Genomic DNA, 24,034 nt, shown 5'->3' with positions numbered 1-24,034 from the left:
GACCTACGCAGGTTCCTCGGGGACGGTGATCTCGCCGTCGATGATCTGCTGCTTGAACTCGTCCAGGCGCTCCTGGATGTCCGGCGTGAGCTCGTCGGGGTTCGACTTCGAGTAGTCGAGTCCGTCCTCCGCAAGGCCGAAGACAAGGCTCCCGCCGAACGCGTCGTCGCCCGTTTGCTGGATCGCCGTGTACACCGCCGTATCCACGCGCTTCAGCATCGACGTGAGGATCAGTGGTTGCTGCTCCGGACTCGCCGTGAGGTACTGGTCCGAGTCGACGCCGATCGCGAGCTTGTTCGCGTCGACGGCAGCGTTGAACAGACCTGCGCCTGAGGCGCCGGCGGCGTGGTAGATGATCTCGGCGCCGTCGTCGTACATCGACGTTGACAGCGCCTCACCCCTCACCGGGTCGTTGAAGGCCGTCGTGTCGTCGCCGATGTACTCGACGAGCACGTTGATGTCGGGGTTGATCTCCTGTGCACCCGCCTCGTACCCAGCCTGGAAACGCTCGATCAGTCCCGTGCCCTGCTGCCCGCCGAGGAAGCCGATCGTGTCGCACTCGCACTTCAGTGCGGCCGCGGCGCCGACCAGGAACGAGCCCTCGTTCTCCTTGAAGGTGAAGTCGGCGACGTTGGGGATCGCGTCGGCGTCGTTAGTCAGACCGCACGCCGTGCCGCACGTCGCGAACCCGTCCACGATCATGAAGTTCACGTCGGGATAATCCGGCGCGATCGTGTTGATGCCGGGAGAGAACGCGAACCCGACGCCGATCACCAGGTTGAATCCGGCGTCGGCCAGCGCCTGGATGTTCTGGTCACGATCCGATCCGGTCGAGTTCGCCTCGTTCGTCTCGGTGTTCTCCTCACAGACGAGGCCATCCTCGATCGCCTGCTCGAGGCCGGCGTTCGCGGCGTCGTTGAACGATCGATCGCCGAGTCCGCCGATGTCGTACGCGATGCCAACCGTGATGTCTTGGTTGCACTCGGCCGCGGCGCCGTCGCCGGTACCGCCGGCGCCCGTGTCGCCGTCGTCATCACCGCAGGCGGCCGCGACGACGCTCAGAAGGGCTACGAGGACGAGGAGCCTCGTTCGCCAAGAACCCATACCTTCCCCCCTCCTTGCTGGATGCATCGGCCCGCTTGGCGGGCACGGTCGGAGATTGTCGGTGCCCGCTCCGAACCCGTCAATCCAGATACGGTGGGGCGATCGGTTCGGGATGAGCGAAGCGCGAGAGCTCGACATCAGCATCGGAAGGCGGCGAACGGATTTCCCGTCATGAGTTTGGACCCCGGCGTCGAGAAGGTGCGACACTGGTTCGCCCGTTCCGCGTTCCACACGTCGTTCCTGGGCGCCCGGCTCGGAGACGTGGAGCCCGGCTCGGTTGAGGTCCAGCTCGATGTCGGGACCGATCACCTCAACCTGTTCGGAACCTTGCACGGCGGTCTGATCGCCACGCTCGCCGACACCGCAACGGGTCTCGCCATGCTGACGTCGCTCGACGACGGCATGACGCACGTCACGACGTCGCTCTCCGTCACGTTCCTGGCGCCGGCGCGTTCGGGGACGGTGACCGCTCGCGGGCGCGTGCTGAAGCGCGGTCGCCGGTTCGGGTACGCCGAGGCCGACGTGGTTGACGCCGACGGAGCACTGCTCGCGCGTGCCGCCGCGACGTTCAGCGTGATGCCGGAACGCGAACCGTCGACGACGGCCTAGGCGTTAGTAGTCGACGTCCATCTCCTGCATCACCCGCGCGAACTCCGTGAGGGTGCCCTGGAGCTGCATCAGCAACATCATCGACCCGTTGATGCGGATCTTCCCGGTCATGTACGCGCTGACGGGGTTGAGCTCGCTCCGCGCGAGCGCCGCCGCCGTGTCGTAGTCCTGCTCGATCGTCGCGTCCGCTCGTTCGACATCCCCGGCGCTCAGCTCGACCGAACCGTCGGAGATGCGCAGCCAGTACCGCTTCTCGCCCTCGGGTGTCTGGATCACGTTTTGGATCGTCGCGTCCTTGCCCGAGGCCGCCTTCCGGAAGGGCTCGCTCTCGTTGAGGCGCTGCTGCAACTCCGTGGTCCACTCGTCGGACAGGAACTGGACCGGCACGCTTGCCTCCTCGTGAGGGCTCCTCGCTGGACGCGCCGAGTCTAGACCGCCGGGTTCACGCGTCCTCGAACAGCCGTGGATCGGTCAGGTGCAGGTAGTCGTTCAGGAACCGGACGCGGCGAGCGTCGCCGTCGACGATCACGGAGTTCATCGAGGTGTTCTCGGGGATGAAGAACATCTCGTGGTCGACGCCGAGCAGTGGCGCGATGTACGCGTTGATCACGCCGCCGTGGCACACGACGATGATGTTCCCGCCGACGTCCGATCGAAGAATTGCCTCGATCACCGCTTTCACCCTGGCTCGGAAGGGCGTGATCTGCTCGACGCCGGGCGCGTGACCGTAGATCGGTTCTTGGTTGCGAACGCGTTGGAGGAGGCGTTCGTCGCTCGCCAGGATCTCCTCGAACGGCTTGCCCTCCCACTCGCCGACGTAGCCTTCCGCCAGGTCGTCGTTGAAGATGACGTCGATGCCTGCGGCCTCGGCGTACGGCGTGACCGTCTCACGAGCCCGCCGCATCGGTGACGAATGGACGGCGATCGGCTGCGGCTTCATCGACAACAGCCGTTTCGCGAGGAGCTGCGCCTGATCGCGGCCGATCTCGCTGAGCGGCGGATCCCACTGTCGTCCCCGCGGTGTGACCGTGAAATCCCTCGAGTCGAAGTCCGACGCCCCGTGTCGGATGAGATACAGGATCCGCTCCGTCGGTCGCTTCGTCACTGGGCGATCCGGCGACCCTTCCGGCGCGCGCGGTCGCGCGCGAACGACTCCACGTCATCGCGCCGCCACACCCGTCCCGAGGCGAGGCTCGCGAGAGGCGCTGGGAACGCTCCGCGATCGACGTAGGTGACGACGCGCCGTCGGTCCCAGCCGAGGATCGCTGCCGCTTCGCTGACACCGACGAGCTCGGGGCGCTCCTCCACGGTCAGCGCCAGATCGCCGGCCAGGTGGCGAAGCGCCGATATGCACCCGTCGCGCGTGCGAGCGTGGACCTCGTCGTCGCCCAACCGCCCGATCCAGCCGTCGCCACGTCGCTGCATGGACGCCCGGACGTGCCGAACGGTCACGCCCGCGCTCGGTACAGATCTCGCGTGAGCTGGATCTGGCCCCAGTGCTCCCCCGTGTGGGACTGGACGTGCGCGATGCACCAGCCCGTGGTGTAGACCTCGCCGTCCGAGCCGCGACGCGGATCGTGGTGCTCAGACGCCGGATCGACGGCGTCGAGCCGTTCGAACTGACCGCCGAGCGATGAAACGAACTCACGGAGCGCGGTGACGAGCGTCGCCGGGGACTCGTGAACCCGGAACTCGGCGTCCCGATCGCGCTCGAACGGCTCGTCGAGCGCGATCGAGCACCACATCGACGCCGAGCCGATGGTGTGGCGAACGAGCACGGCGATCGAGTTCGAGTCCGGGGCCGGAGGCCGCCAGTTGATCGCGGCCTCGTCGAGCGACTCGGCCAGCGCCACCAGCTCCGAGAAGGTGTCCTCGAGCTCGGACGAGGCACCGCGGAGAACGGCGTTCACGTCACATCACCAGCCGCGGCCCGGGTGTGGGTCGTCTCTTGGTCCACGCCGGTCATCGTACGGGCTGACGAGGACCCGCCCGATGAGCCTCAACGACTCCGGCCTCGGGTGCGGTTGAGCTCGACGCGCCAGCAGCGTTCGTGCCAGTGTCGGCGTTCGTCAGGTGCGTCCTGAGGGATCAGGACGAGGTGCCACGAGCCGGGGCGCACCTCGAGATCGCAACCAGGACACCGGTACGGCTTCTCACTGGAGACACGTCGGACGTCGACGCCCGGGACGAGCGCCCAGAGCGGCGCGGCGGACTGCGGCATCGTGAGCGGCTGCCGCGGCTCGTCCTCGGCTCGGCGGTTCTTCCGAGGCATCAGCGGGACCTCGCCCCGGCCTTGGAGCTGCGGGCCTTCGCCACTCGCTCCACGAAGGGCGCCGCGAGCTCGGCCAGATCCGCACCGACGTCGCGAGCGTCGGCCCTGCGCCCGCGAACGTTGAACGAGTGGTCACCGCCCTCGATCTCGATGAGCGTCGCCCGGTCCCCGAGCTTGCGAAGCACCCGCGTCAGGACGTTCGCGTTGGCGAACGGATCGGCGGTGCCTTCCAGGAAAAGCATGGGCACGTCGATCCGGTACAGGTGCTCGTCGCGCACGCGCTCGGGCTTTCCCGGCGGATGCAGCGGATAGCCCAGGAACACGAGCCCCGCGGCGGGCATCCCGTCCGCCACGCACATCGATGCCATCCGTCCGCCGAGCGACTTGCCGCCGGCAAGCACCGGGCCGCCGCGCGCCTCGGCATTCGCCGAGTCGAACGCCGCCAGCCACGTCGCGCGCAGAACGCGTTCCGGATCGGGAGAACGGCGGCCGCGCTCGATGTATGGGAAGTTGAACCGCATCGTGGCGACCTTCGCATCGGCGATCGCGCGGCAGAACCCCGCCATGAACGGGTGATCGATCCCCGCGCCGGCGCCGTGCGCGACCACGAGCGTCGCGATCGGTTTCGGTGGACGGATCCACGCCGTCTCGACGTCGGTGTTCGCGACGTCGAGCCGACCGCGAGCTTCCGGCGAGGCCATGCCAGAATCCTCGCAGATGGCAGGAACCCTCTACCTCGGGACGTCGGGGTTCTCCTACGACGAGTGGAAGCACGGCGTCTTCTACCCCGAGGGCCTGAAGAACCGCGAGATGCTCTCGTATTACTCGAGCCGGTTCCCGTCGGTGGAGATCAACTACACGTTCCGTCGCTTCCCCACCGAGAAGTCCATGCAGAAGTGGAGGGACGAAACTCCCGAAGACTTCCGGTTCACGCTCAAGGCGAACCAGCGCATCACCCACTGGAAGCGACTCACCGACGTCGACCAAGACGTGCGCGACTTCCTGGACCGAGCGCGGCTGCTCGGCGACCGGCTGGGGACGATCCTGTACCAGTGCCCGCCGACCCTGCACTACGACCCCTCACTGATCGCGTCGTTCGTCGGCTACCTGCCTCCGGTACCACGCGCCGCGATGGAGTTCCGTCACCCCTCATGGGTCGAAGCACGACAGTTGCTACTCGAGCAGGGCGTGGCGTGGTGCGTCGCCGAGACCGACGAGAAGGATCCGGGACCCGACGACCTGTCCTGGGAACCGTTCGGCTTCCTTCGCCTCCGCAAGACTGAATACACCGACGATGAGCTGGCCGGCTGGGCAGCCCGGATCCGGCCGGCCCTCGGAGCCGGGAACGACATCTACTGCTACTTCAAACACGAGGATCAGGGTGCGAGCACGAGGATGGCCGACCGATTGCGCGCGATCGTCGATAGCTAGGTCGCGGACAGCCGGGCGCGCAGCGCGCGTTCGAGCTCCTCGATCCGTTCCGCGTCGTCGACCTTTCGACCAAGCTCGTCACGCACGTAGAAGGCGTCGACCACGCGAGAGCCATACGTGGCCACCTTCGCCAGGTGTACGTCGAGCTGCAGCTCGGCGAGCGTGCGCGTGATGTCGAACAGCACGCCGATCCGATCGGGCGCGCCGACCTCGATAACGGTGAAGAAGTCCGAGGCGTCGTTGTCGACGGAGACGAGCACCGGCACGTCTCCCCGCGGCGCCGGATAGTGCCTCCGCTTCTCGGCAACCCGGTAGGCGAGCGACAGCCGGCCTTCGATCGCACGGCGGAGGATGCCGCGGAACTCGCGCCATCGATCGTCGCCGACCTCCGCCTCGAACGCGCCCTCCACCTCGAACACGTCGACGGCCACGCCGTCCTCCGTCGTGAACACCTGCGCGGTGAGGATGGAAAGACCTGCCAGCGATAGGGCACCGGCGATGAGCGACAGCAGGCCGGCGCGGTCCGCCGCGACGATCGTGAGCGAGTATGTCCCCGGTCGCTGGCCGGTCTCCGACATCGTCCTGACCTCTCGTGCGGCGAGCGGTGCCGCGATGAGGGGGAACTGACGAGCAACACGCTCGACCGGGACGGTGAGGACGTAGGTGTGAGGCAACCGTTCGAGGAATCGCTCGACGTCTTCGGGGTTCTCGGCACCGAGGCCTTCGCGGATCTGGCGTGCGCGTTCGGCGAGTCGCGCCGCGGTGTCGGGCCCCACGTCGCCACGTTCGAGGACGTGCTGCACCTTCGCCACGAGCTCGCGGGCGAGCGTGGCCCGCCACGCTGTCGACGCCAGCGGACCAGTGGCCTCGGCGTCGGCCACCGTGAGCAGGTACAACGCCGCCAGCCGCTCGGGATTGCCGATGCGCGCGGCGACGTCGTTCACGAGGTCTTCGTCCTCGAGGTCGCGTCGCGTCGCGGTGTCCGAGAGGAGCAGGTGCTCCACGACCATGAACCCGGCCAATGATCTCGTGCCTTCGGCCACCCCCATCCGCGAGAGCGTCTCCTCTGCGATCCTGGCTCCTTCGGCGACGTGCCGTCCGAGACCGGTCTTCCCGATGTCGTGCAGGAGGGCTCCGAGCCGCAGGGCATCGTGATCCGTGACGGCGCCTGCCGCTTCCGCCGTCATCGGTTCCTGTTGGTCGCGGCGATCGAGGAGAAGGGACATCGCCTCGAGCGCGTGCAGCAGGTGAACGTCGACGGAGAACCGGTGGTACGGATCGCGCTGGGGGCGGCAGCGAACCGCCGACCAGGCCGGGATGTACCGGGCGAGCAGTCCGATCCGGTCCAGCATCTCGAGCGCCGCCACACCCGCGGATCCCATCGAAAGGAGCTCGAGGAACGCGTCTCGCACGGCGTCGGTCCACTGCACCTCTTCGGCGAAGGGCGCTTCGGAGACGCGATCGAGGAAGGACACATCAGGAAGACCGCCGTTGCGCGCGAGCCGAACGAACGCACGTAACACACCGGCCGGCGTCGGTTCGAACTGCGGCTCCTCCGACGGATGGCGGAGGTAGCGGTCGAACGCCGACCGCACGACGTGCTCGACCTGACGGGCGTGCTCGAACACGACGCGCATCAGCGCGTCGACCGCCGGTAGGTCGGGTTCGTCCTCGAAGCCGAGGTGCCCTGCGAGGCGCGGCTGCTTATCGAGCGAGAGGCGATCGGTTCGTCGCCGGCTTTCCAGGTGCAGGACGCCGCGAACCCGCTCGAGGAACTCGTCGGCCTCGTCGACGGCCTGGCGTTCGGCGACGCGAAGCAGGCCGAGCTCCTCGAGCGGCGCTCCGAGCGCGATCTGGAACCACGCGAGGAGCTGCACGTCGCGCAGCCCGCCCGCACTCTCCTTCACGTCGGGTTCGAGCAAGGACGACGCAGAACCGAAGCGCTCGTGACGCGTCGTGGCGTCGGCCAGGAGCGCGCCGGCGAACGTGTGCGGCTCGCTTCGCACCAGCTCCACGACGCGGCGTTGCGCCTCATCCCACGCCGGAAGGCCGCCCGCCAGGGCACGGCCGTCGAACATCGCCGTTCGCGCATCGAGGCGTTCCGATGCGAGCGCGACACACTCGTCGGGCGTGCGGACGCCGTGACCGACGGTCAAACCGGCATCCCACAACGGATACAAGACGCGTTCGGCGAAAGCCGCGATCTCCTCGGGCCTCGAACCGTCGTGCAGGATCAGCAGGTCGACGTCGGATGCCGGCGACAGCCGGCGACGTCCGTATCCGCCGAGCGCGACGAGGGTCGTTCGGGAGGGCGGATCTGCCGCGGCGAACAGGTCGCCAAGACACGAATCGACGAGCGAGGCGCGCCTCGACGCCGACCACCTGCCGTGATGACCGCCGGAGTACGCGCGCTCGAGCGCGTCGAGGTCATCCAGGAGACGCGCGACGGCCGCCGGCCGATCGACCCGGGCCTCCATCGGCGTTACAGGGCGTCGGGGCCCATCTCACCGGTGCGAATCCGCATCACGTGCTCCGTCTCGGTGACCCAGATCTTTCCGTCACCGATCTTGCCGGTGCGCGCGGCCTTGGCGATCGCGTCGACGACGCCCTGCGCCTCTTCGTCCTCGCAGAGCACCTCGACCTTGACCTTGGGGACGAAATCGACCTGGTACTCGGCGCCGCGGTACACCTCGGTGTGGCCACGCTGGCGTCCGAACCCCTCCACGTCGGTCGCCGTGAGGCCGGCCACGCCAACGCCGCGGAGGGCCTCCTTGATCTCGTCCATCCTGTGTGGCTTGACGATGGCCGTGACGAGCTTCACGTCGACGAGACTAGTGCAGACACGCCGGCGATCGACGCGCGGACAAGGAGTCGGTTGGTGGCGTCACCCGGCCTTGCGGCGCGCGGTCGTCGTCTTCTTCGCGGCCGACTTCTTGGCCGCCGGCTTGGCGCTCGAGCCCTTGGCACCGCCTGCGGACGCGGGCGTCTTCTCTTTCGCCGCTTCGACCGACGCCTTCAGCGCCTGCATGAGGTCCACCACTCGCGCCGGCGCGGCTTCCGCGGGAGCCTCGATCGGCTCCCCGGCGTCCTTTCGCTCGACGATCTCGATCAGCGCCTCGCGGTACTCGTCCTTGAACGACGACGGGTCCCATGGCTCGGTCAAGTTGTCGATCAGCGCCTTGGCCATCTCCACCTCGTTCTCCCGGACCTTCTCGTCGGCGTCGACCGTGTCGAACTCGGCGGCCCGGATCTCGTCCGGCCAGAACATCGTCTCCAGGACGAACACGCGGTCCTTGAACCGCAGCGCCGCGAGGTGCTCCTTGTCACGGAAGCTGACCTTGGCGATCCCCACCTTATTCTCGTCGTGCAAGGCCTTGCGAAGGAGTGCGTACGCCTTGGCTCCGGTCTCGTCGGGGACGAGGTAGTAGGACTTCTTGAACAGCATCGGGTCGATCTCGTCGAGGTCGACGAACTGCTGGATGTCGATCGCGCGTGAGGATTCCACCGGCACCGCGTCGAGATCCTCGTCCGTGATGATCACGTACCGATCCTTCTCCACCTCGTATCCCTTGACGATGTGCTCGAACTCGACCTCCTCGCTGTCGATCGAGCACACCCGCTTGTAGCGGATCCGGCCCATGTCCTTGTCGTGAAGCTGGTTGAACTTGAGCGACTTCTCCTCCGTGGCCGGGTAGACGGCGACGGGGATCGTCACCAGGCCGAACGAGATGGCTCCCTTCCACATGGCTCTGGGTGGCATCGGCGGCTCCTTCGAGAGCGGCGGGGCCCTGCGACCAGGGCGGATGCAGTTTAGCCCGCCGGGCGGACACGACCGTCGGCGAGGGGACGGCTACGCTGGGCCTCGTGCCGACACGGAAGAAGAAGGTGACGAGCGGCCGGTCGTTCACGGTCGAGTTCCCGAAACAGCTCGAGGCCGAGAAGCGCGGCGACGCGTGGTGGGCCGAGGTCGACGGCCGCGAGCTCCGCCTGTCGAACCTGGACAAGGTCTTCTGGCCCGACGAGGGTTACACCAAGGGCGACCTCGTCGCCTACTACCTCAACGTCGGCGACCTGATCCTTCCGTACCTTGGCCAGCGGCCGTTGACGATGAAGCGAATGCCCGACGGCGCGTCCGGCGGGTTCTTCTACGAGAAGACTGCCCCGTCGCATACGCCCGACTGGATCGAGCGGTGTCCGGTCCAGAGCGACGACGCAAGGACGGGCGTCATCGGCTACCTGATGGTGAACGATCTGTCGACGCTGCTGTACGTGGCGAACCTCGGCTGCATCGAGATGCACCCTCTGCATTCGCGATGCATGTCCGTCGAGCAGCCCGACTATCTGTTCTTCGACCTCGATCCGATGGGAGCGCCGTTCGAAGACGTGATCGCCGTGGCGCTCCACGTTCGCGCCGCGCTCGACGCTCTCGGCCTCGTCGGCTATCCGAAGACGAGCGGGGCGACAGGCGTACAGATCTACGTGCCCATCGAGAGCGGGTACTCGTACGAGCAGGTGCGCGAGTTCGTCCGCCGGGTGGGCAAGATGATCGAGCGGGCGGACACCGATCGGGTCACGATGGCGTGGAAGATCGAGAACCGCACGGGAAAGGTGTTCATCGACCACAACATGAACCGCGAGGGCGCGAACATCGCGGCGGTGTACTCGCTCAGGCCCGAACCGCGAGCTACAGTCTCGACGCCCCTCGAATGGGACGAGCTCGCTGCGGGCGTCACACCGCAGGACTTTCGCATCGACAACGTGTGGGCGCGGTTCGCGGAGGTCGGCGACCTGTTCGCGGGCGTGATCGAGAAGCCACAGGACCTGACCGCCGCGCTGGAGGCGCTGGGGATGCCGAGCGAGAAGGCATTCCCGGGCGCGCCGAAAAAGGTGCGGAAGAGCGGTGCGGCGAAGGACGATCCCGAGAAGAGCCGAACCCGGACGTCTGATGAGGTCATCGCGGCGTCGAGGGACCCGAATCTCGGCGAGTACCTGCGTAAGCGCACGTTCGGACCGGGCGGCACCACGGAGCCCGCCGGAGGCGAACGGGAGGGCGAGGGCAACTCGTTCGTCATTCACAAGCACCGCGCGACGCGACTCCACTACGACGTTCGGTTGGAACGCGACGGGGCGCTGCCCTCATGGGCCGTCCCCCGCGGACTCCCCGTACAGCCCAAGGACAGACGCCTGGCCGTTCGAACAGAGGACCATCCGCTCGAGTACGGGAGCTTCCAGGGCACGATCCCGAAGGGCCATTACGGCGCCGGGGAGGTCCGCATCTTCGACGACGGCTGGTACGAGGCGGTCGAGTGGACCGACAAGAAGGTGAGCTTCAAGCTCCACGGCCGGAAGTACCCCGGCCTCGAGTACCACTTCGTCAAGACGCGAACCGACTGGCTCGCGCTGCTCGCGTCCAACCAGGACGCGCCGCTGATCGACGTCCCTGCCGCGATGCAGCCGATGCTCGCCGAGGGCGGATGGAAAGCGTTCGACGATGCGAAGTGGTGGTTCGAGCCAAAGTTCGACGGGATCCGCTCGACGACGTACCTGGCGACGGACGTGACGCGGCTCGTGACCCGCAGGGGTCGCGAGGTGACGTTCCAGTACCCCGAGCTGAAGGACATCCACGAGCTCGTCGATCAGGTGAACGCCGTGATCGACGCCGAGATCGTGGCGTTCGACGAGGAGGGACGGAACTCGTTCGAGGCGCTCCAGCAGCGCATGAACCTCACGAACGAGCGCGACGTGAAGCGCGTCATGCAACGGATCCCGGTAGCGATGGTGGCGTTCGACCTGTTGTGGCTCGACGGCAGGCCCACGATCGATCTGCCCTTGGAGGAGCGACGCGAGCAGCTCGAGCGAATCGCCGAGACGGACCAACGGCTCCAGGTGGTGACTCACGTCGAAGGCGAGGGCACGAGGTTCGTCGAGGTGGCGAAGGGCCTCGGGCTCGAAGGCGTCGTCGCCAAGCGGAAGGGCTCGCGCTACCAGCCCGGCAGGCGGTCGCCCGATTGGCGCAAGATCAAGCTGACCAACACCCAGGACTGCGTGATCCTCGGGTGGACGCCCGGCCAGGGCGGGCGGTCGGTTTCGTTCGGCGCCCTGCTCGTCGGGGCGTACGTCGATGGCAAGTTGCTGTGGATCGGCCAGGTTGGAACGGGGTTCACGCAGTCGACGCTCGACCGCCTGATGAGCGTGCTTCAACCGCTCGTTAGGAAGACGCCGCCGGGAGACGATCCGGAGCTGGTGACGGTGAAGGGCGCGGCGTTCGTCGAGCCGCAGGTCGTCTGCGAGGTCGAGTACCTGGAGATCACTCGCAGCACCCACAAGATGCGGGCGCCGTCGTTCAAGGGCCTCCGCGAGGACAAGGCTCCCGAGGACTGCGTGCTCGAACGCCCGGCGAAGATCGCCTAGAACGCTTCGAACGGCTCGAAACCGGCGCGGACGAGCATCGCGCGGGCCTCGCGTTCGTCGCTGCCCCGCTGGATCAGCTCCCTGTAGAGCCGAACGGCGGCGAGCGTTCGACCGCACGCGGGGCAGTACTGGAAGTGAGCGTCCAGCGGCATCCGGCACCACGGACAGCTCGTCAGGTCGATCCGGTTGTCCGGCTCGAGACCGGTATCGGAGAGCGCGTCGAGGTATCCCTTCCCGTAGTCCCACGCGATGTAGTCGTCCTCGCGGACCTCGAACGCGGGCTCGTGCATCCGCGGCTCACCCGTCTTGATCAGGTGCTCGAGGTTCTCCTTCAACAGTTCCCACTCGTAGAAGTGGTTCTCGCCGCAGTCCGGGCAGGCGATGACGACGCCTTTAACGCCCTGCGCCTGGAAGACCTGGCGCATGCCGGAGAGATCCTCGATGTCGGCTCGGACGCTCTGTTCCTCGTTGGGGTCGAGCGAGCGCTCCGGGCCCTCCTCCTCGATCGGTTCTTCCATCGGCTCTTCCACTGGCTCTTCCATCAATCCTCGGTGAGATCAAACGAGATGAACCCCTCGGCATATTCGCACCCGGCGATCTTTCCGAGCTCGCCGGCACGATGGCGAACCCAGCCGTCGGCGTCTTCGACGCCCTGCGACTCGTGAGCATGCAGGGCCTCGAGCTTGAGATCCATCGTCTTGGTGATGTCTACGAACGTATCGGGCTCTTCCGTCGCGAGCCAAAGGTTCGGGACCTCGAACGGCTCGAGCCCCTCGTCCAGGAGCTCGGGGAACTGAGGCCGGCTCGGTGCGTCGGGCATGATCGCGCACATCGCGAGCGTCCCCGCCTGCTTGTGGTCCCAGTGGTTGATGTATCCGCCCTTGCTCCACAGGCGCGACGGGTCCGGAGCGACGATCACCTCGGGCCGTACGCCGCGGACGACGCGGGTGACCGCCCTGCGGGTGTCGAGATTCACCTCGAGCTCCCCGTCTCGAAACCCGAGGAACGTCAGGTCGGCAACGCCGAGGACGTCGGCCGCAGCGCGCTGTTCGCGCTCGCGGATCGGGATCATCTGCTCGCGCGAGACGCCCGGGTCGTTCGAACCGGCGGAGCCGTCCGTGACGACGCAGTAGTGGACCTCGGTGCCCTCCTTCGCCCATGCCGCGACCGTGCCACCGCACATGAACTCGGCGTCGTCGGGATGAGCGAAGATGACGAGCGCGCTCGCGAACCCCATCGATCAGAGCGTACCCGACCCCGTCGATACGACGGTCCTGTCAGCTGCGGCGTTCGGCGATCACGGGCACGCCATATCGCGGGCGAAGCGTCAACACCGCCTGCGGCTCGATCGGTGCACCGGGTCGAACCCTCAGCCGCCATCGCCTGGCGATGGTCGCGAGCACGAGCGTCGCTTCCGTCTGTGCGAACGGTCGTCCGACGCATGCGCGCGGACCCGCGCCGAACGGCATGTACGCGTATCGCGGCCGGTCGTCGACCTCCAGCCACCGCTCCGGGCGGAACGTGTCGGGGTCGCGCCACCACCGAGGGTCGTGGTGGAGGAGCCACGGCGAGACGACGACGATCGAGCCCTTCGTGATGGTGTGCTCGCCGGCGCGATGCTCCGCGATTGCGGTTCGTCCGATCGCCCAGGCCGGCGGACGGAGGCGGAGCGATTCCGAGATGACGGCGTCGGTGTACCGCAAGCGTGGCAAGTCTTCGAACGTGGGCTCTCGGTCGTCGACGACGTGGTCGAGCTCGGCGTGGAGGGCGCGTTCGCTGTCCCGATGCTCCGAGAGTAACCACCACGTCCAGGCGAGCGCGTTCGCCGTCGTCTCGTGACCGGCGAGGAAGAGCGTGAGCGCCTCATCACGAACCTGGCGATCTGTCATGCCATCGCCGTTGTCCGAGGCGTCGAGCAGCAGCGACAACACATCGTCCCCGCGAGGGCCGTTCCGTCGCTCCGCGATCATGCCCTCGACGACGCGGTTCAGCTGCGACTCGATGCGCCGATAACGGCGCATCGTCGGCGACGGCAATCGAATGATCAGGCGGTACAGCGGCGAGTACACGCGATCGAAGATCTCCAGCGCCTCGGTCAGTGCGCGAGTGACAACGCGGGCACGGTGATCCCCGACGCCGATGCCGAAGAGCGCTTCTCCCACGACCGCGAGCGTGAGCGCGGCCATCTCCGCGCGCGCGTCGAACGACTGCCCGTCGCGCCAGCAGTCGGACGTCGACGTGGCGTGGCGAACCATTGCGCCGGCGTACGACGCGATCGGCTCACGGTGGAACAGCGGCTGGATCAACCGCCGGTGCCGCTGGTGGTACTCGCCTTCGCTCGTGAGGAGGCTCTCCCCGAGGAGCATCTTCGTCGCCTGGATGGTGGGGCCCTTGTGGAACGAGCGGTGGTCGGTGACGAACACCCCCTGGACGAGGTCGGGGTGGTTCAGCAGCCACGAGTCGGCGCCCGGAACGCGCGCTCGCACGACATCGCCTTCGGCCGCGAGGCGTTCGAGCAGCCCGAGCGGGTCCCGGCGAAACGCCCGAAGCGTGCCGAGCGCGCTGAGCCTGCGTGCCCCCACCGCCGACGAGACCATCTCGGTCGCGACAGGTATCACCCTTCCATTGCGGCGCCTAGGTTCGCTCGCTCCTCTCGACCGCTGGACCGAGCAATCGTTCGATCCCCTCGATCTGTTGGCGAACGCTTTCCGCACTGGGGCCGCCCGGAGCCGCATGTGCGCGGACCGAACGGACCGCGTCGAGGAGCTCGGCGCCGTTCGGAACACCGTACGCCGTCCACTCCTCGGCCGAGAGGTCGCGCAGCGAGCGCTCGTCGGCCTCGAGCGACGCGACGAGCCTGCCGACGCGCTCGTGTGCCTCACGGAAGGAGACGCCGCTCGTGACGAGTGCCTCTGCGATGTCGGTCGCGAACAGGCCGTCGGCCTCCGCGGAGCGGCGCATCGCGTTCGGGTGGAACGCCAGCGTGGCAACGCAGCCGGCGAGCGCGGCCCCCGCGGCCTCGAGCGTGTCCGCGGCGTCGAACACCGCTTCCTTGTCCTCCTGCAGATCGCGGTGGTAGCCGAGCGGAAGCCCGTGAAGGATCGTGGATACGGCGACCAGGTCGCCGAGGACACGTCCGGCCTTCGCGCGCGCCAGCTCCGCGACATCGGGGTTCCGCTTGTGCGGCATCATGCTCGAGCCGGTCGCGAACGAATCGTCGATCGTCACCCAGCCGAGCGATTCGTCCGAGAACCGAGCCACGTCCGCTGCGAGACGAGACAGATGCGTGGCGCAGATCGACGCGCAGGCGAGGAACTCCTGCACGACGTCGCGATCGCTCACGGCGTCGATCGAGTTCTCGAACCGTGCCTCGAACCCCAGCCGCCGCGCCGTCGCGTCGTGGTCGAGCCGCAGTGTCGACGTGGCCATCGCGCCGGCGCCGAGCGGAGAGACGCTCGCGCGCCGCCGCCACCCTCCGAACCGATCGAGGTCGCGAACGAGGGCCCACGCGTGCGCGAGCAGATGATGCCCGAGCGTCACCGGCTGCGCGAACCGCGAGTGCGTCGTCCCCGGCATGACTGTCTCGGTGTGGTCGCGGGCGTGACCCATCAGAGAGCGCGCACACCGCTCGATCACCTCCCGGATCCGCTCCTCGGCATCGAGCAGCCAGAGCCGCAGATCCGTCATCACCAGATCGTTTCGCGAGCGGCCCGCATGGAGCTTGCCGCCGACCTCGCCGAGCCGCCGGATCACACCGCGCTCGATCGCGGAATGCACGTCCTCGTCCGCGGGATCGAACGCGAACGTCCCGGCGCCGATCTCGTCGCCCACCTCGCGGAGAGCCTTCTCGATCTGTCCCGCCTCGGCGGCGGTGAGCAACCTCGCATCCTCGAGCGCTCGAACGTGCGCGACGCCGGCCTCGACGTCGTATGGCGCGAGGCGAACGTCGAACGAGAGACTTCGCCCGAGCTCCGCGGCCTCTGCAGCCGGCGGTCTGGTGAAACGCCCGGACCACAGCGGCGTCTCGCGCTCGGTCACGCGCCGCCCTGCTTGGACGACCACACCTTCAATGGCAACCCCCACAGCTTCACGAAGCCTTCGGCGTGCCGCTGGTCGAACGCATCCTCGCCGCCGTACGTCGCCAGCGACAGGTCGTACAGCGACGACGTCGAGCGCCGACCGACGACGCTGCAACTGCCCGGCGAGAACCGCAGACGGACTTCGCCGTCGACGTGTCGTTGCGTCTCCTCGACGAACTCGTCGAGTGCCAGGCGCAGGGGGCTGAACCACTGACCGTCGTAGACGAGCTCCGACCATCTCCGCTCGACGCCGGGCTTGAAGTGCGCCACCTCGCGCTCGAGCGTCAGATCCTCCAGAGCGCGGTGCGCGAGAATCAGCGCGAGCGCTCCGGGAACCTCGTACAGCTCACGGGACTTGATGCCCACGCGTCGGTTCTCGATCATGTCGACGCGCCCGAACCCGTACCTGCCGCCGACGTCGTCCACGTTCCTGATGACCTCGGCGAGCGACGAAGCGGCGCCGTCGATCGCGACGGTGGCCCCGCGTTCGAAGCCGATCGTCACCTCGGTCGGTTCGTTCGGCCGCTCGTCCTCCGGGGCGGTTCGCGCGAACGCGTCCTCGGGCGCTTCCGCCCACGGATCCTCGAGGGGACCGCACTCGATCGTTCGGCCCCATAGGTTCTCGTCCACCGAGTACGACGCCGCGACGCGCGCGATCGGGATTCCCCACTCGGCCGCGAGCGCGACCGCCTTCTCGCGCGGGATGCCCGGATCGCGGATCGGCGCGAGCACGCGAAGGTCGGGCGAGAGCGCGCCGAACGACAGCTCGAACCGCACCTGATCGTTCCCCTTGCCGGTGCAACCGTGGGCGACCGCGCTGGCACCCACCTCGCGCGCGACCTTGACGACCTCGTCGGCGATGAGCGGCCGCGCCAGGCTCGACACCATGGGGTACTTGTCCTCGTAGAGGCCGTTCGCCTTGACGGCGCGCGACAGGAACTCGTTGGCGAATCGGTCGACCGCGTCGACCACGCGGACCTCGGCCGCGCCCGCGAGGTCGCCTCGGCGGCGGATCTCCTCCACGCTCTCGTGCTGCCCCACATCGACGGCGACGGCGTGCACGTCGTATCCCTGCTCGGTGAGCCAACGGATGGCGACCGACGTGTCGAGTCCGCCCGAGTACGCCAGGACCGCGCGTGGCGTCACCGCTCCTCACCTGCCGCGATCCGTTCGAGCGTTCGCTCGATCGAACGCGCCGTCCGTCCCTTGCGCGGGACGACGAGGATCGTGTCGTCGCCGGCCACCGTGCCCGCGACGGCGTCGAGCTCCGCCCGGTCCACGGCCTCGCCGAGCGCGTTCGCCGCGCCGGGGGGCGTTCGAATGACGAGCAGCTCGCCCGCGCCCTGCGAGAGCGACAGCGCGAACTCGTTCAGAGCGTGCCGCAACACCGCCGACGGCGGAGCGGCGTCCGCGCGCCCCGGAACGACGTACCGAAGTCCCCTCGCGTCGTGGACCCGCGCGAGACCGAGCTCCTCGATGTCCCGGCTGATCGTCGACTGCGTTGCCTCCAGGCCGAGGGCGCGGATTCGCGCGCGGATCTCCTCCTGGCTCGCGAGGCGCTCCCGTCCGACGAGCGAAAGGATCGCCTGCTGGCGTTTGGCCTTCGTCGCGGTGCCGTTGCGGTTCACGGCGCGTCGCCTAACGCGGTTCGGTCGGGCGTGATCATCGTGCCGACGCCCTCGGGCGTGAACAGCTCGAGGACCAGCGAGTGCTCGACCCGTCCGTCGAGCAGGTGCACGCGCGAGACGCCGGCCTTCAGCGCTCGAACCGCGCTCTCGAGCTTGGGGATCATGCCGCCGTCGACGACGCTTCCGCTCGCGAGCAGGTCGAGGGCGTCCTGGACGCCCAGCTCGGAGAGCAGGTCTCCCGCCGGCCCGATCACGCCCGGGACGTCATTCGCGTAGACGAGCTTGTCCGCCTCGAGACCGATCGCCAGCTCGGCCGCCATCACGTCGGCGTTCACGTTGTACGGATGGCCCTCCTCGTCGGCCGCGATCGAAGCGACGACGGGGACGAACCCCTTCGCCATCAGCGTGCGGACGACCTCGGCGTTCACGCGAACGATCTCGCCCACGTAGCCGAGATCGGGCTCGGCCTGCCGTCGGACGACGGCCAGTCCCCCATCCACGCCCGACAATCCGACAGCCGGAACGTCACCCGCGATGAGCAGGCCGACGATACGCGTGCTGATCTGACCGGCGAGCACCATCGTCGCCACGTCGAGCGTCTCGCGGTCCGTGACCCGGACCCCGTTCACGAACGACGCCTGGAGACCGAAGCGTTCGGAGACCTCGGTCACCTGCGGACCGCCGCCGTGGACGACCACCGGGTGGATCCCCGCGTGCTGCAGGAGCGAGACGTCCTCCGCGAACGACCTGGAAAGCGGCGCCCGCTCCATCGTGGCGCCGCCGACCTTGACCACGACGACCTTGCCCCAGTGCTCCCGCATGAACGGGAGCGCCTCGATCAACACGCGAGCCTTCGCGATCGTCCGTTCGCGAATCTGCGGCGGATGCGACGGCGCGGTCACGTGGAGTACTCCGCGTTGATCTTCACGTAGTCGTAGGAGAGGTCGACGCCGATCATCCGGCTACGTCCCTCGCCGTTGCCGAGCGCCACCGACACGACGACGTCGCGCTCCTCGACGAGCGCAAGACGCGCCGCCTGGTTGCCGCCGTCGAAGTACGACGGCGCGATCTCGCCGGCGTCGATCACCTGAATATCGCCGATGAATCCGTTCACGAGCTGGGGAAGGAACGGTACGCCCGACGAACCGATCGCCTGGAGGATCCTTCCGGGGTTCGGATCGCCGCCGAAGATCGCCGTCTTCACCAGGATCGACTCGGCGATCTCGCGCGCGACGATCTGGGCGTGCTGCTCCGTCTCCGCGCCGGAGACCTCGATCAGGATGACGTGGTTCGCGCCTTCCGCATCCGCCGCGAGCTGGAGCAGGAGAGAGGTGGCCACCTCTTCGAGAGCGCTCGTGACCTCCACCCACGCGTCCGTCCCAGGAACGACGAGGTCGCCGCCCGCCGCTCCGCTCGAGAAGAGGAGAACGGTGTCGTTCGTGCTGGTGCACGCGTCGACGGTGAGCGACTCGAACCTCGGCTCGAGCGTCTCGGTCGCCAACCGTCGGATCTCCGGTGGCGGGACCGGGGCATCTGTCGTGATGAACACGAGCATCGTGGCCAGCTTCAGGTCGGGAGCGATCATCCCGACCCCTTTCGCGCACCCGCCGACGCGGAAGCCCGCGCGTTCAGCCGCGGCGACCTTCGGAACGACGTCGGTCGTCATGGTCGCTTCGGCGAATGCGTCGCCACCCTCATCCGACAGCGACGACACGAGCTCCGGGATCGCCCCCAGGTATTGATCCATGTGGAGCGGCTCACCGATCACGCCGGTCGAGCACGCGAGCACGTCGGAGGCCTCCAACTGGAGGGCGTCGGCGACGGCAGCGGTCGTCCGTTCGGAGTCGCGGTCGCCGCGGAGCCCGGTCCCGGCGTTCGCCTGTCCGCTGTTCACGACGACGGCGCGCGGGAGACCGCGAGACACGCGCTGCGCCGAGAGCCGAACCGGTGCGGCCGCGAAGGCGTTGGTCGTGAACAGCCCTGCGACGCTCTGGATGGGGTCCGCCACGAGCAGCCCCATGTCCGGACGCCCGGACGGTTTCATACCGGCGGTCGTGCCGGCGGCCCGGAACCCGCGGGGGAACGTGACGGTCACGGGTACACCCCCACGGCCGGCAGCGCGGTCGCCTCGTCGAAGCCGGCCATGACGTTCAGGTTCTGGATCGCCTGGCCGGCGGCCCCCTTGACCAGGTTGTCGACCGCACCGATGACGATCGCCGTTCCGGTTCGCTCGTCGACCGTCGCCTGCAGCTCGACCACGTTCGACGCGCGCACGCGTTTGGTGTCCGCCATGGCGCGGGGCGGAAGCACGCGAACGAACGGCTCGCCGGCGTACGCGTCCGCGAGCGCGTTCGAGAGCACGTCGGTGGTCGCACCGCCGGCGGCTTCCGCGTAGCACGTCGTGAGCACCCCACGGACGGCCGGCACGAGGTGGGGCACGAACGACGCCTGAACCTCGATGCCGGTCGACAGGGCGAGCGCGTGCTCGATCTCCGGTGTGTGCTGGTGGAGTGGGACGCGGTACGGCCGAACGCTCTCTTCCGAGGACGTGTAGGTCGTCGATTCGGTGAGCGTGCGGCCGGCGCCCGACAGGCCGGTCTTGCCGTCGACAACGAGGCGGCCCGGCTCGATCAGGCCCTCGCGCAACAACGGTGCGAGACCGACGACCACGGGCGTCGGGAAGCAGCCGGGGTTGGCGACGAGCTGCGCACCGAGGATCTGCTCACGGAACAGTTCTGTGAGCCCATACACCGCTTTCTCGGTCCAAGACGATGCCGGGTGATCGAACCCGTACCAGTGCGGGTACGCCTGAGGCGGTAGGCGGAAGTCGCCCGCGAGGTCGATCACGCGGGCGCCGCTCTCGAGGAGCTCCGGCGCTCGAGGCCCGCTCTCGCCGTGTGGGAGCGAGAGGAACGCAACGTCGAGCGACGGAGCGTCGTCCAGCGGACTGAGCTCGACGCCCCCCAGCGGCCATGCGGCCAGATGCGGATGCACATCGCCGAGCGAGCGACCGGCCGACTCGCGGGCACCCAGGAACACGAGGTCCGCGCCGGGGTGATCGAGGAGCAGACGAACGAGCTCGCCGCCGGTCGTTCCCGACGCGCCGAGCACGCCGACCGACACGCGAGACATCGCTGACATTCACCGCATATTTATGCAGAGCGTGCATGAATCGTCAACAGGTTCAATCGGGGCCTCGACTCACTCCGCCCGATCGAACCGAACGTCGGCCAGTAGCGACTCGGCTTGTTCGACCGCACTGGCCAACCATGCGCCGTCCTGCGCTCCTCGGAGATCCTGACGCGGATACGCGAACTGGTTCAGCGTCTCGTCGGAGCCGAACTGGATCCCCTTCGTGGCGAGGTACTCCCCCACGGCGAACTCCCATGAGAACAGGGCGGTTCCGTCCTCGAACGCCTGGACGGAGTACGTAAGGAACCGGTTCGGGTGGGCGGCGTAGACGCGAACGCCCCGCGGGGACCGCTCGGAGCTCGGCTCGAACCCCAGTCGCCCCAGTGCCTCGTCGAAGTCCATTAGAAGAAGCCTACGTTCGCGCAGGCTCCTCCACCGCCACGTCGTAGTGGTCCGCGTGGCGCTCGCGATCGACGAGGAACCGCTCGTCGTCTGGATAGAACACCGCGACGCGCTCGTCGTCTCCCGCGAACGCACGGACGGCGTCCATCGACTCCCAGAGGGAGATCACCTGGAACTCCGCGCGGTCCCCGTCGAGCCGAGTGAACACGAAGACCCCTCGGTTCCCCGGTGTTCCTCGGAGCTCCTTCACACCAGTCTCGCGGAGGTACTCAACGTACGGTTCGAGGTCGCGGGATCTCGTCCAACCACGCCACGTTCGTGCGATCAACGTCGTCCTCCCGTTCGAGGGCGACTAGCGAACAGCCTTCAACGCCGCCTCCGCAAGCGCTGGCTCGTCGGAACGCGCTGCGGCGCGGCCCCGCGCGACGGAACCTCGCGCCCTCCCGAGGCACGAGCGGAGCTCGTCGGCGCCGTTCGCGACCATCGTCGCCGCCTTCACGATCTTGTTCTCCAGCGTGACCTCCAGCCCGTCGAGAACGGCTGCGACCTCCTCGAGCGCGACGCGCGCGTCACCGGCGTCGCCGAACCGGTGCACCACGCTGTACAGGAACAGCAGCACCGGCGCCGCGGTCGAGTACGGCACGATGACGACGCCGCGGGCAAACGCTTCGGCGTGTGCGCGCTTCAACACCGCGTACGCGGCATCGGGCACCGCCGCAACGGCGACCGGGGACGTCACCGCCGGGTCGACGTACTGGGCCACCTCGCGAGCGCGGGCGGCGACCTGTCGTTCGACCTCGCGAGCGCGGACATCGAGCTCGGCCGGATCCGCCGTCTCCAGCGCCTCGAGCTCGGCGACGGCAGTCCACTTGGAATCGACCGGCAGCCGCCGTCCGTCCGGCAGCTCGAGCGCGAACTCGACGATCTTGCCGTTCACGCGCAGATCGGTGACGAGCATCGTCGGCGGCAGGTGGGCCAGTTGTTCCCGGAGGACGTTCTCGCCGGCCCGGCCCTTCGACGCGCCCCCCGCCAGCACGGACGAGAGCCGCCGAACGACCTCCCAGGACTCGCGCTCGCGCTCGCGTCGTTCTTCGTCCTTGAGCGCGAGCATCTCGAGCGCCCGCCTTGCGCCCGCGAGCTCGGAGCGCACGCGTTCCGCTCCTCCGTCCTGGACCGTCGCGCCGTCGGCGAGCCGGCGGAGCTCGGCCGCCTGGACCTCCAGCCGCGCTTCGATCCGCGCCGTGTCGGCAGGCGGTTGCCCCGGTCGGCGCGACGAGATGGCCACCGCCGCTCCGATGCTCAACCCCACCGCGAGGGCAAGCACCACGTACCCGAACGTCTCCATGGCGCGACCGTAGCTTGCCCCTCCGACAGCGTTCGCGGAACGCGTCCAGCCCAACATGATCGCGGCACGGCGGGTCGTCGCGCTCGGGTAGGCTCAGCAGCCCAGACCGATCACTCCCCTCGAAAGGCAGACCAGGCCCCGCGATGCTCGATGTCGCCAAGCAGGCCGTAGATGCGGCAATGGCCGCCGGCGCCGACTATGCGGATGGGCGCGTCGTCACCGACGAGTCGGAGTCGTTGACCGTGCGCAACCAGCAGATGGAAGGCATAGACCGTTCGCGGTCGGAGGGGATCGGCATCCGCGTCCTGGTCAACGGCTATTGGGGGTTCGCGGCGACGGCGCGGCTCGCTCCCGACCAGATCGATCGCACGGGCACACTCGCCGTCGAGATCGCCAGGGCCGCCGCACGTCTGCCGATGGACCCGATTCGGCTGGCCGAGATCGAACCGGCGAGCGGCACGTGGCATTCGCCGATGCAAGAGGACCCGTTCCACGTTCCCCTCGAAGAGAAGGTCGCTCTCCTCATGGAGGCGACGCGGCGGATGCAGGAGGTGAAGGGGCTCGCGTTCGCCGAGGGCGGGATCGACCTGTTCCGCCGGCAGACCTGGCTGGCTACGAGCGAGGGCACGGCGGTCGACCAAGCCTCGGTCCACTCGGGTGGCGGCATCGAAGCGACGGCTATCGGCGACGGCGAGATGCAGCGCCGATCGTTCCCCAACTCGTTCCGAGGTCACATCGCCGCGGCGGGGTGGGAGCACATCCAGAAACTGGGGCTCATCGAGGAAGCCGAACGCACCGGCACCGAGGCCGTCGAGTTGCTCTCGGCACCGCAGTGCCCCACCGAGGTCACCACTCTCGTGATCGACTCGGGGCAGATGGAGCTGCAGATCCACGAGTCGATCGGGCATGCGGTCGAGCTCGACCGCGTACTGGGCATGGAAGAGGCGTTCGCCGGTTCGTCGTTCGTTCGGCCCGACGACCGGGGCAGGCTCCGCTACGCGAGCGACCTCGTGTCGATAACGGCGGACGCGTCGCTCCCCGGCGGGCTCGGCTCGTTCGGATGGGACGACGAGGGCGTACCGGCGCAACGGCTTCCGATCATCGTCGACGGGGTCTTCCACGACTTCATTTCGAGCCGCGAGACGGCCAGCGTGCTCGGCCTCCCCAGCTCGGGTGCGATGCGCGCCGACGGCTGGCAGAACTTCCCGCTGATCCGAATGACGAACATCTCGATCGAGCCGCGCGAGGGAACGCTCGGGGACATCATCGGCGACACGAAGGACGGCGTGTTCATGACGACGAACTCTTCATGGTCGATCGACGACCACCGGGTGAACTTCCAGTTCGGATGCGAGATCGCGTGGCGGATCGAGGACGGGCGTCTCACGCAGATGTACCGGAACCCCAACTACACCGGCACCACGACGGAGTTCTGGCAGAGCTGCGACGCCGTCGGCGGCCGCGAGGACTGGACGCTATGGGGGACACCGAACTGCGGCAAGGGTCAACCCGGACAGGTCGCGCGGGTCGGCCACGGTGCATCGCCGGCGCGGTTTCGCAACGTTCAGGTGGGAGTGCGGGGGTAGCACGTGTACGACACGAACGTCGGGCCGACCGCGCG

The 24,034-nt window shown here is 68.2% G+C and carries 26 protein-coding genes; 4 read left to right on the top strand and 22 right to left on the bottom strand.

Annotated elements, in window-relative coordinates; genetic code table 11:
* Positions 1–3: 3 nt before the first annotated feature.
* The gene (locus VFA08_00545) at positions 4–1,104 is read right to left on the bottom strand and encodes a BMP family ABC transporter substrate-binding protein (protein ID HYZ12084.1); all 1,101 of its coding nucleotides are present in this window, start codon (positions 1,102–1,104) and stop codon (positions 4–6) included.
* Positions 1,105–1,275: 171 nt separating this feature from the next.
* On the opposite strand from VFA08_00545, the gene VFA08_00540 reads away from it, so the two are divergent.
* The gene (locus VFA08_00540; protein HYZ12083.1) at positions 1,276–1,713 is read left to right on the top strand and encodes a PaaI family thioesterase; all 438 of its coding nucleotides are present in this window, start codon (positions 1,276–1,278) and stop codon (positions 1,711–1,713) included.
* Positions 1,714–1,716: 3 nt separating this feature from the next.
* Here VFA08_00540 and VFA08_00535 read toward each other — a convergent pair whose 3' ends face one another.
* From VFA08_00535 to VFA08_00510, 6 genes are all read right to left on the bottom strand, one after another.
* A complete protein-coding gene (locus VFA08_00535) occupies positions 1,717–2,100 on the bottom strand; it encodes an SCP2 sterol-binding domain-containing protein (protein ID HYZ12082.1) in 384 nt (127 codons plus the stop codon).
* 55 nt (positions 2,101–2,155) lie between these two features.
* Positions 2,156–2,818: a histidine phosphatase family protein gene (locus tag VFA08_00530; GenBank protein HYZ12081.1), complete on the bottom strand. Its 663-nt coding sequence runs from the start codon at positions 2,816–2,818 to the stop codon at positions 2,156–2,158.
* Positions 2,815–3,165, bottom strand: a complete 351-nt coding sequence (locus VFA08_00525; GenBank protein ID HYZ12080.1) for a hypothetical protein — start codon at positions 3,163–3,165, stop codon at positions 2,815–2,817. Before VFA08_00525 ends, VFA08_00530 begins: the two co-directional genes overlap by 4 nt.
* Positions 3,162–3,623, bottom strand: a complete 462-nt coding sequence (locus VFA08_00520; protein HYZ12079.1) for a DinB family protein — start codon at positions 3,621–3,623, stop codon at positions 3,162–3,164. The genes VFA08_00525 and VFA08_00520 overlap by 4 nt, the downstream gene beginning before the upstream one ends.
* An 89-nt stretch (positions 3,624–3,712) precedes the next feature.
* The gene (locus VFA08_00515) at positions 3,713–3,985 is read right to left on the bottom strand and encodes a hypothetical protein (GenBank protein HYZ12078.1); all 273 of its coding nucleotides are present in this window, start codon (positions 3,983–3,985) and stop codon (positions 3,713–3,715) included.
* Complete coding sequence (locus VFA08_00510; protein HYZ12077.1) at positions 3,985–4,686, bottom strand: alpha/beta family hydrolase; 702 nt, start codon at positions 4,684–4,686, stop codon at positions 3,985–3,987. The genes VFA08_00515 and VFA08_00510 overlap by 1 nt, the downstream gene beginning before the upstream one ends.
* 16 nt (positions 4,687–4,702) lie before the next feature.
* On the opposite strand from VFA08_00510, the gene VFA08_00505 reads away from it, so the two are divergent.
* Positions 4,703–5,416, top strand: coding sequence for a DUF72 domain-containing protein (locus VFA08_00505; protein HYZ12076.1), 714 nt, complete (start codon positions 4,703–4,705; stop codon positions 5,414–5,416).
* Here VFA08_00505 and VFA08_00500 read toward each other — a convergent pair.
* The 3 genes from VFA08_00500 to VFA08_00490 all read right to left on the bottom strand — a co-directional run bounded on the left by VFA08_00500 (position 5,413) and on the right by VFA08_00490 (position 9,176).
* Entirely contained in the window at positions 5,413–7,893 is a 2,481-nt protein-coding gene (locus VFA08_00500; protein HYZ12075.1) for an ACT domain-containing protein, read from the bottom strand. The genes VFA08_00505 and VFA08_00500 overlap by 4 nt on opposite strands.
* 5 nt (positions 7,894–7,898) lie before the next feature.
* Positions 7,899–8,237: a P-II family nitrogen regulator gene (locus tag VFA08_00495; protein ID HYZ12074.1), complete on the bottom strand. Its 339-nt coding sequence runs from the start codon at positions 8,235–8,237 to the stop codon at positions 7,899–7,901.
* 63 nt (positions 8,238–8,300) lie between these two features.
* A complete protein-coding gene (locus VFA08_00490) occupies positions 8,301–9,176 on the bottom strand; it encodes a Ku protein (GenBank protein ID HYZ12073.1) in 876 nt (291 codons plus the stop codon).
* Between the two features lie 104 nt (positions 9,177–9,280).
* Between VFA08_00490 and ligD the strand changes: the two genes are divergently transcribed.
* Positions 9,281–11,827 (top strand): non-homologous end-joining DNA ligase, encoded by a 2,547-nt coding sequence (gene ligD / locus VFA08_00485; protein ID HYZ12072.1) that lies wholly within the window; start codon positions 9,281–9,283, stop codon positions 11,825–11,827.
* On the opposite strand, the gene VFA08_00480 is transcribed toward ligD, so the two are convergent.
* Genes VFA08_00480 through rmuC form a run of 12 tightly spaced genes read right to left on the bottom strand, consistent with a single transcriptional unit; the run spans position 11,824 to position 22,413 of the window.
* The gene (locus tag VFA08_00480) at positions 11,824–12,345 is read right to left on the bottom strand and encodes a DUF5319 family protein (GenBank protein HYZ12071.1); all 522 of its coding nucleotides are present in this window, start codon (positions 12,343–12,345) and stop codon (positions 11,824–11,826) included. The two genes, ligD and VFA08_00480, sit on opposite strands and share 4 nt — an antisense overlap.
* A 23-nt stretch (positions 12,346–12,368) precedes the next feature.
* Positions 12,369–13,064, bottom strand: coding sequence for a PIG-L deacetylase family protein (locus tag VFA08_00475; GenBank protein ID HYZ12070.1), 696 nt, complete (start codon positions 13,062–13,064; stop codon positions 12,369–12,371).
* A gap of 40 nt (positions 13,065–13,104) precedes the next feature.
* Positions 13,105–14,409 (bottom strand): cytochrome P450, encoded by a 1,305-nt coding sequence (locus VFA08_00470; protein ID HYZ12069.1) that lies wholly within the window; start codon positions 14,407–14,409, stop codon positions 13,105–13,107.
* Between the two features lie 52 nt (positions 14,410–14,461).
* On the bottom strand, positions 14,462–15,865 hold the full coding sequence (gene argH / locus VFA08_00465; GenBank protein HYZ12068.1) for an argininosuccinate lyase: 1,404 nt from the start codon (positions 15,863–15,865) through the stop codon (positions 14,462–14,464).
* On the bottom strand, positions 15,862–17,052 hold the full coding sequence (locus tag VFA08_00460; GenBank protein HYZ12067.1) for an argininosuccinate synthase: 1,191 nt from the start codon (positions 17,050–17,052) through the stop codon (positions 15,862–15,864). The genes argH and VFA08_00460 overlap by 4 nt, the downstream gene beginning before the upstream one ends.
* On the bottom strand, positions 17,049–17,534 hold the full coding sequence (locus VFA08_00455; GenBank protein ID HYZ12066.1) for an arginine repressor: 486 nt from the start codon (positions 17,532–17,534) through the stop codon (positions 17,049–17,051). Before VFA08_00455 ends, VFA08_00460 begins: the two co-directional genes overlap by 4 nt.
* Entirely contained in the window at positions 17,531–18,436 is a 906-nt protein-coding gene (gene argB, locus VFA08_00450; GenBank protein ID HYZ12065.1) for an acetylglutamate kinase, read from the bottom strand. The genes VFA08_00455 and argB overlap by 4 nt, the downstream gene beginning before the upstream one ends.
* Positions 18,433–19,629, bottom strand: coding sequence for a bifunctional glutamate N-acetyltransferase/amino-acid acetyltransferase ArgJ (gene argJ / locus VFA08_00445; GenBank protein HYZ12064.1), 1,197 nt, complete (start codon positions 19,627–19,629; stop codon positions 18,433–18,435). The genes argB and argJ overlap by 4 nt, the downstream gene beginning before the upstream one ends.
* Positions 19,626–20,675: an N-acetyl-gamma-glutamyl-phosphate reductase gene (argC, locus tag VFA08_00440; protein ID HYZ12063.1), complete on the bottom strand. Its 1,050-nt coding sequence runs from the start codon at positions 20,673–20,675 to the stop codon at positions 19,626–19,628. Before argC ends, argJ begins: the two co-directional genes overlap by 4 nt.
* Positions 20,676–20,735: 60 nt before the next feature.
* Positions 20,736–21,068, bottom strand: a complete 333-nt coding sequence (locus tag VFA08_00435; GenBank protein HYZ12062.1) for a hypothetical protein — start codon at positions 21,066–21,068, stop codon at positions 20,736–20,738.
* Positions 21,069–21,078: 10 nt separating this feature from the next.
* Complete coding sequence (locus VFA08_00430; protein ID HYZ12061.1) at positions 21,079–21,396, bottom strand: hypothetical protein; 318 nt, start codon at positions 21,394–21,396, stop codon at positions 21,079–21,081.
* A 24-nt stretch (positions 21,397–21,420) separates the two neighbouring features.
* Positions 21,421–22,413, bottom strand: a complete 993-nt coding sequence (rmuC, locus tag VFA08_00425; protein ID HYZ12060.1) for a DNA recombination protein RmuC — start codon at positions 22,411–22,413, stop codon at positions 21,421–21,423.
* Between the two features lie 143 nt (positions 22,414–22,556).
* Between rmuC and VFA08_00420 the strand changes: the two genes are divergently transcribed.
* Positions 22,557–23,999, top strand: a complete 1,443-nt coding sequence (locus VFA08_00420) for a TldD/PmbA family protein (protein HYZ12059.1) — start codon at positions 22,557–22,559, stop codon at positions 23,997–23,999.
* Positions 24,000–24,034: the final 35 nt, after the last annotated feature.

The sequence above is a fragment of the Actinomycetota bacterium genome (genome assembly GCA_035640355.1).
Taxonomy (GTDB): domain Bacteria; phylum Actinomycetota; class UBA4738; order UBA4738; family HRBIN12; genus CALGFI01.
This window is presented reverse-complemented; position numbering and strand designations above follow the sequence as displayed.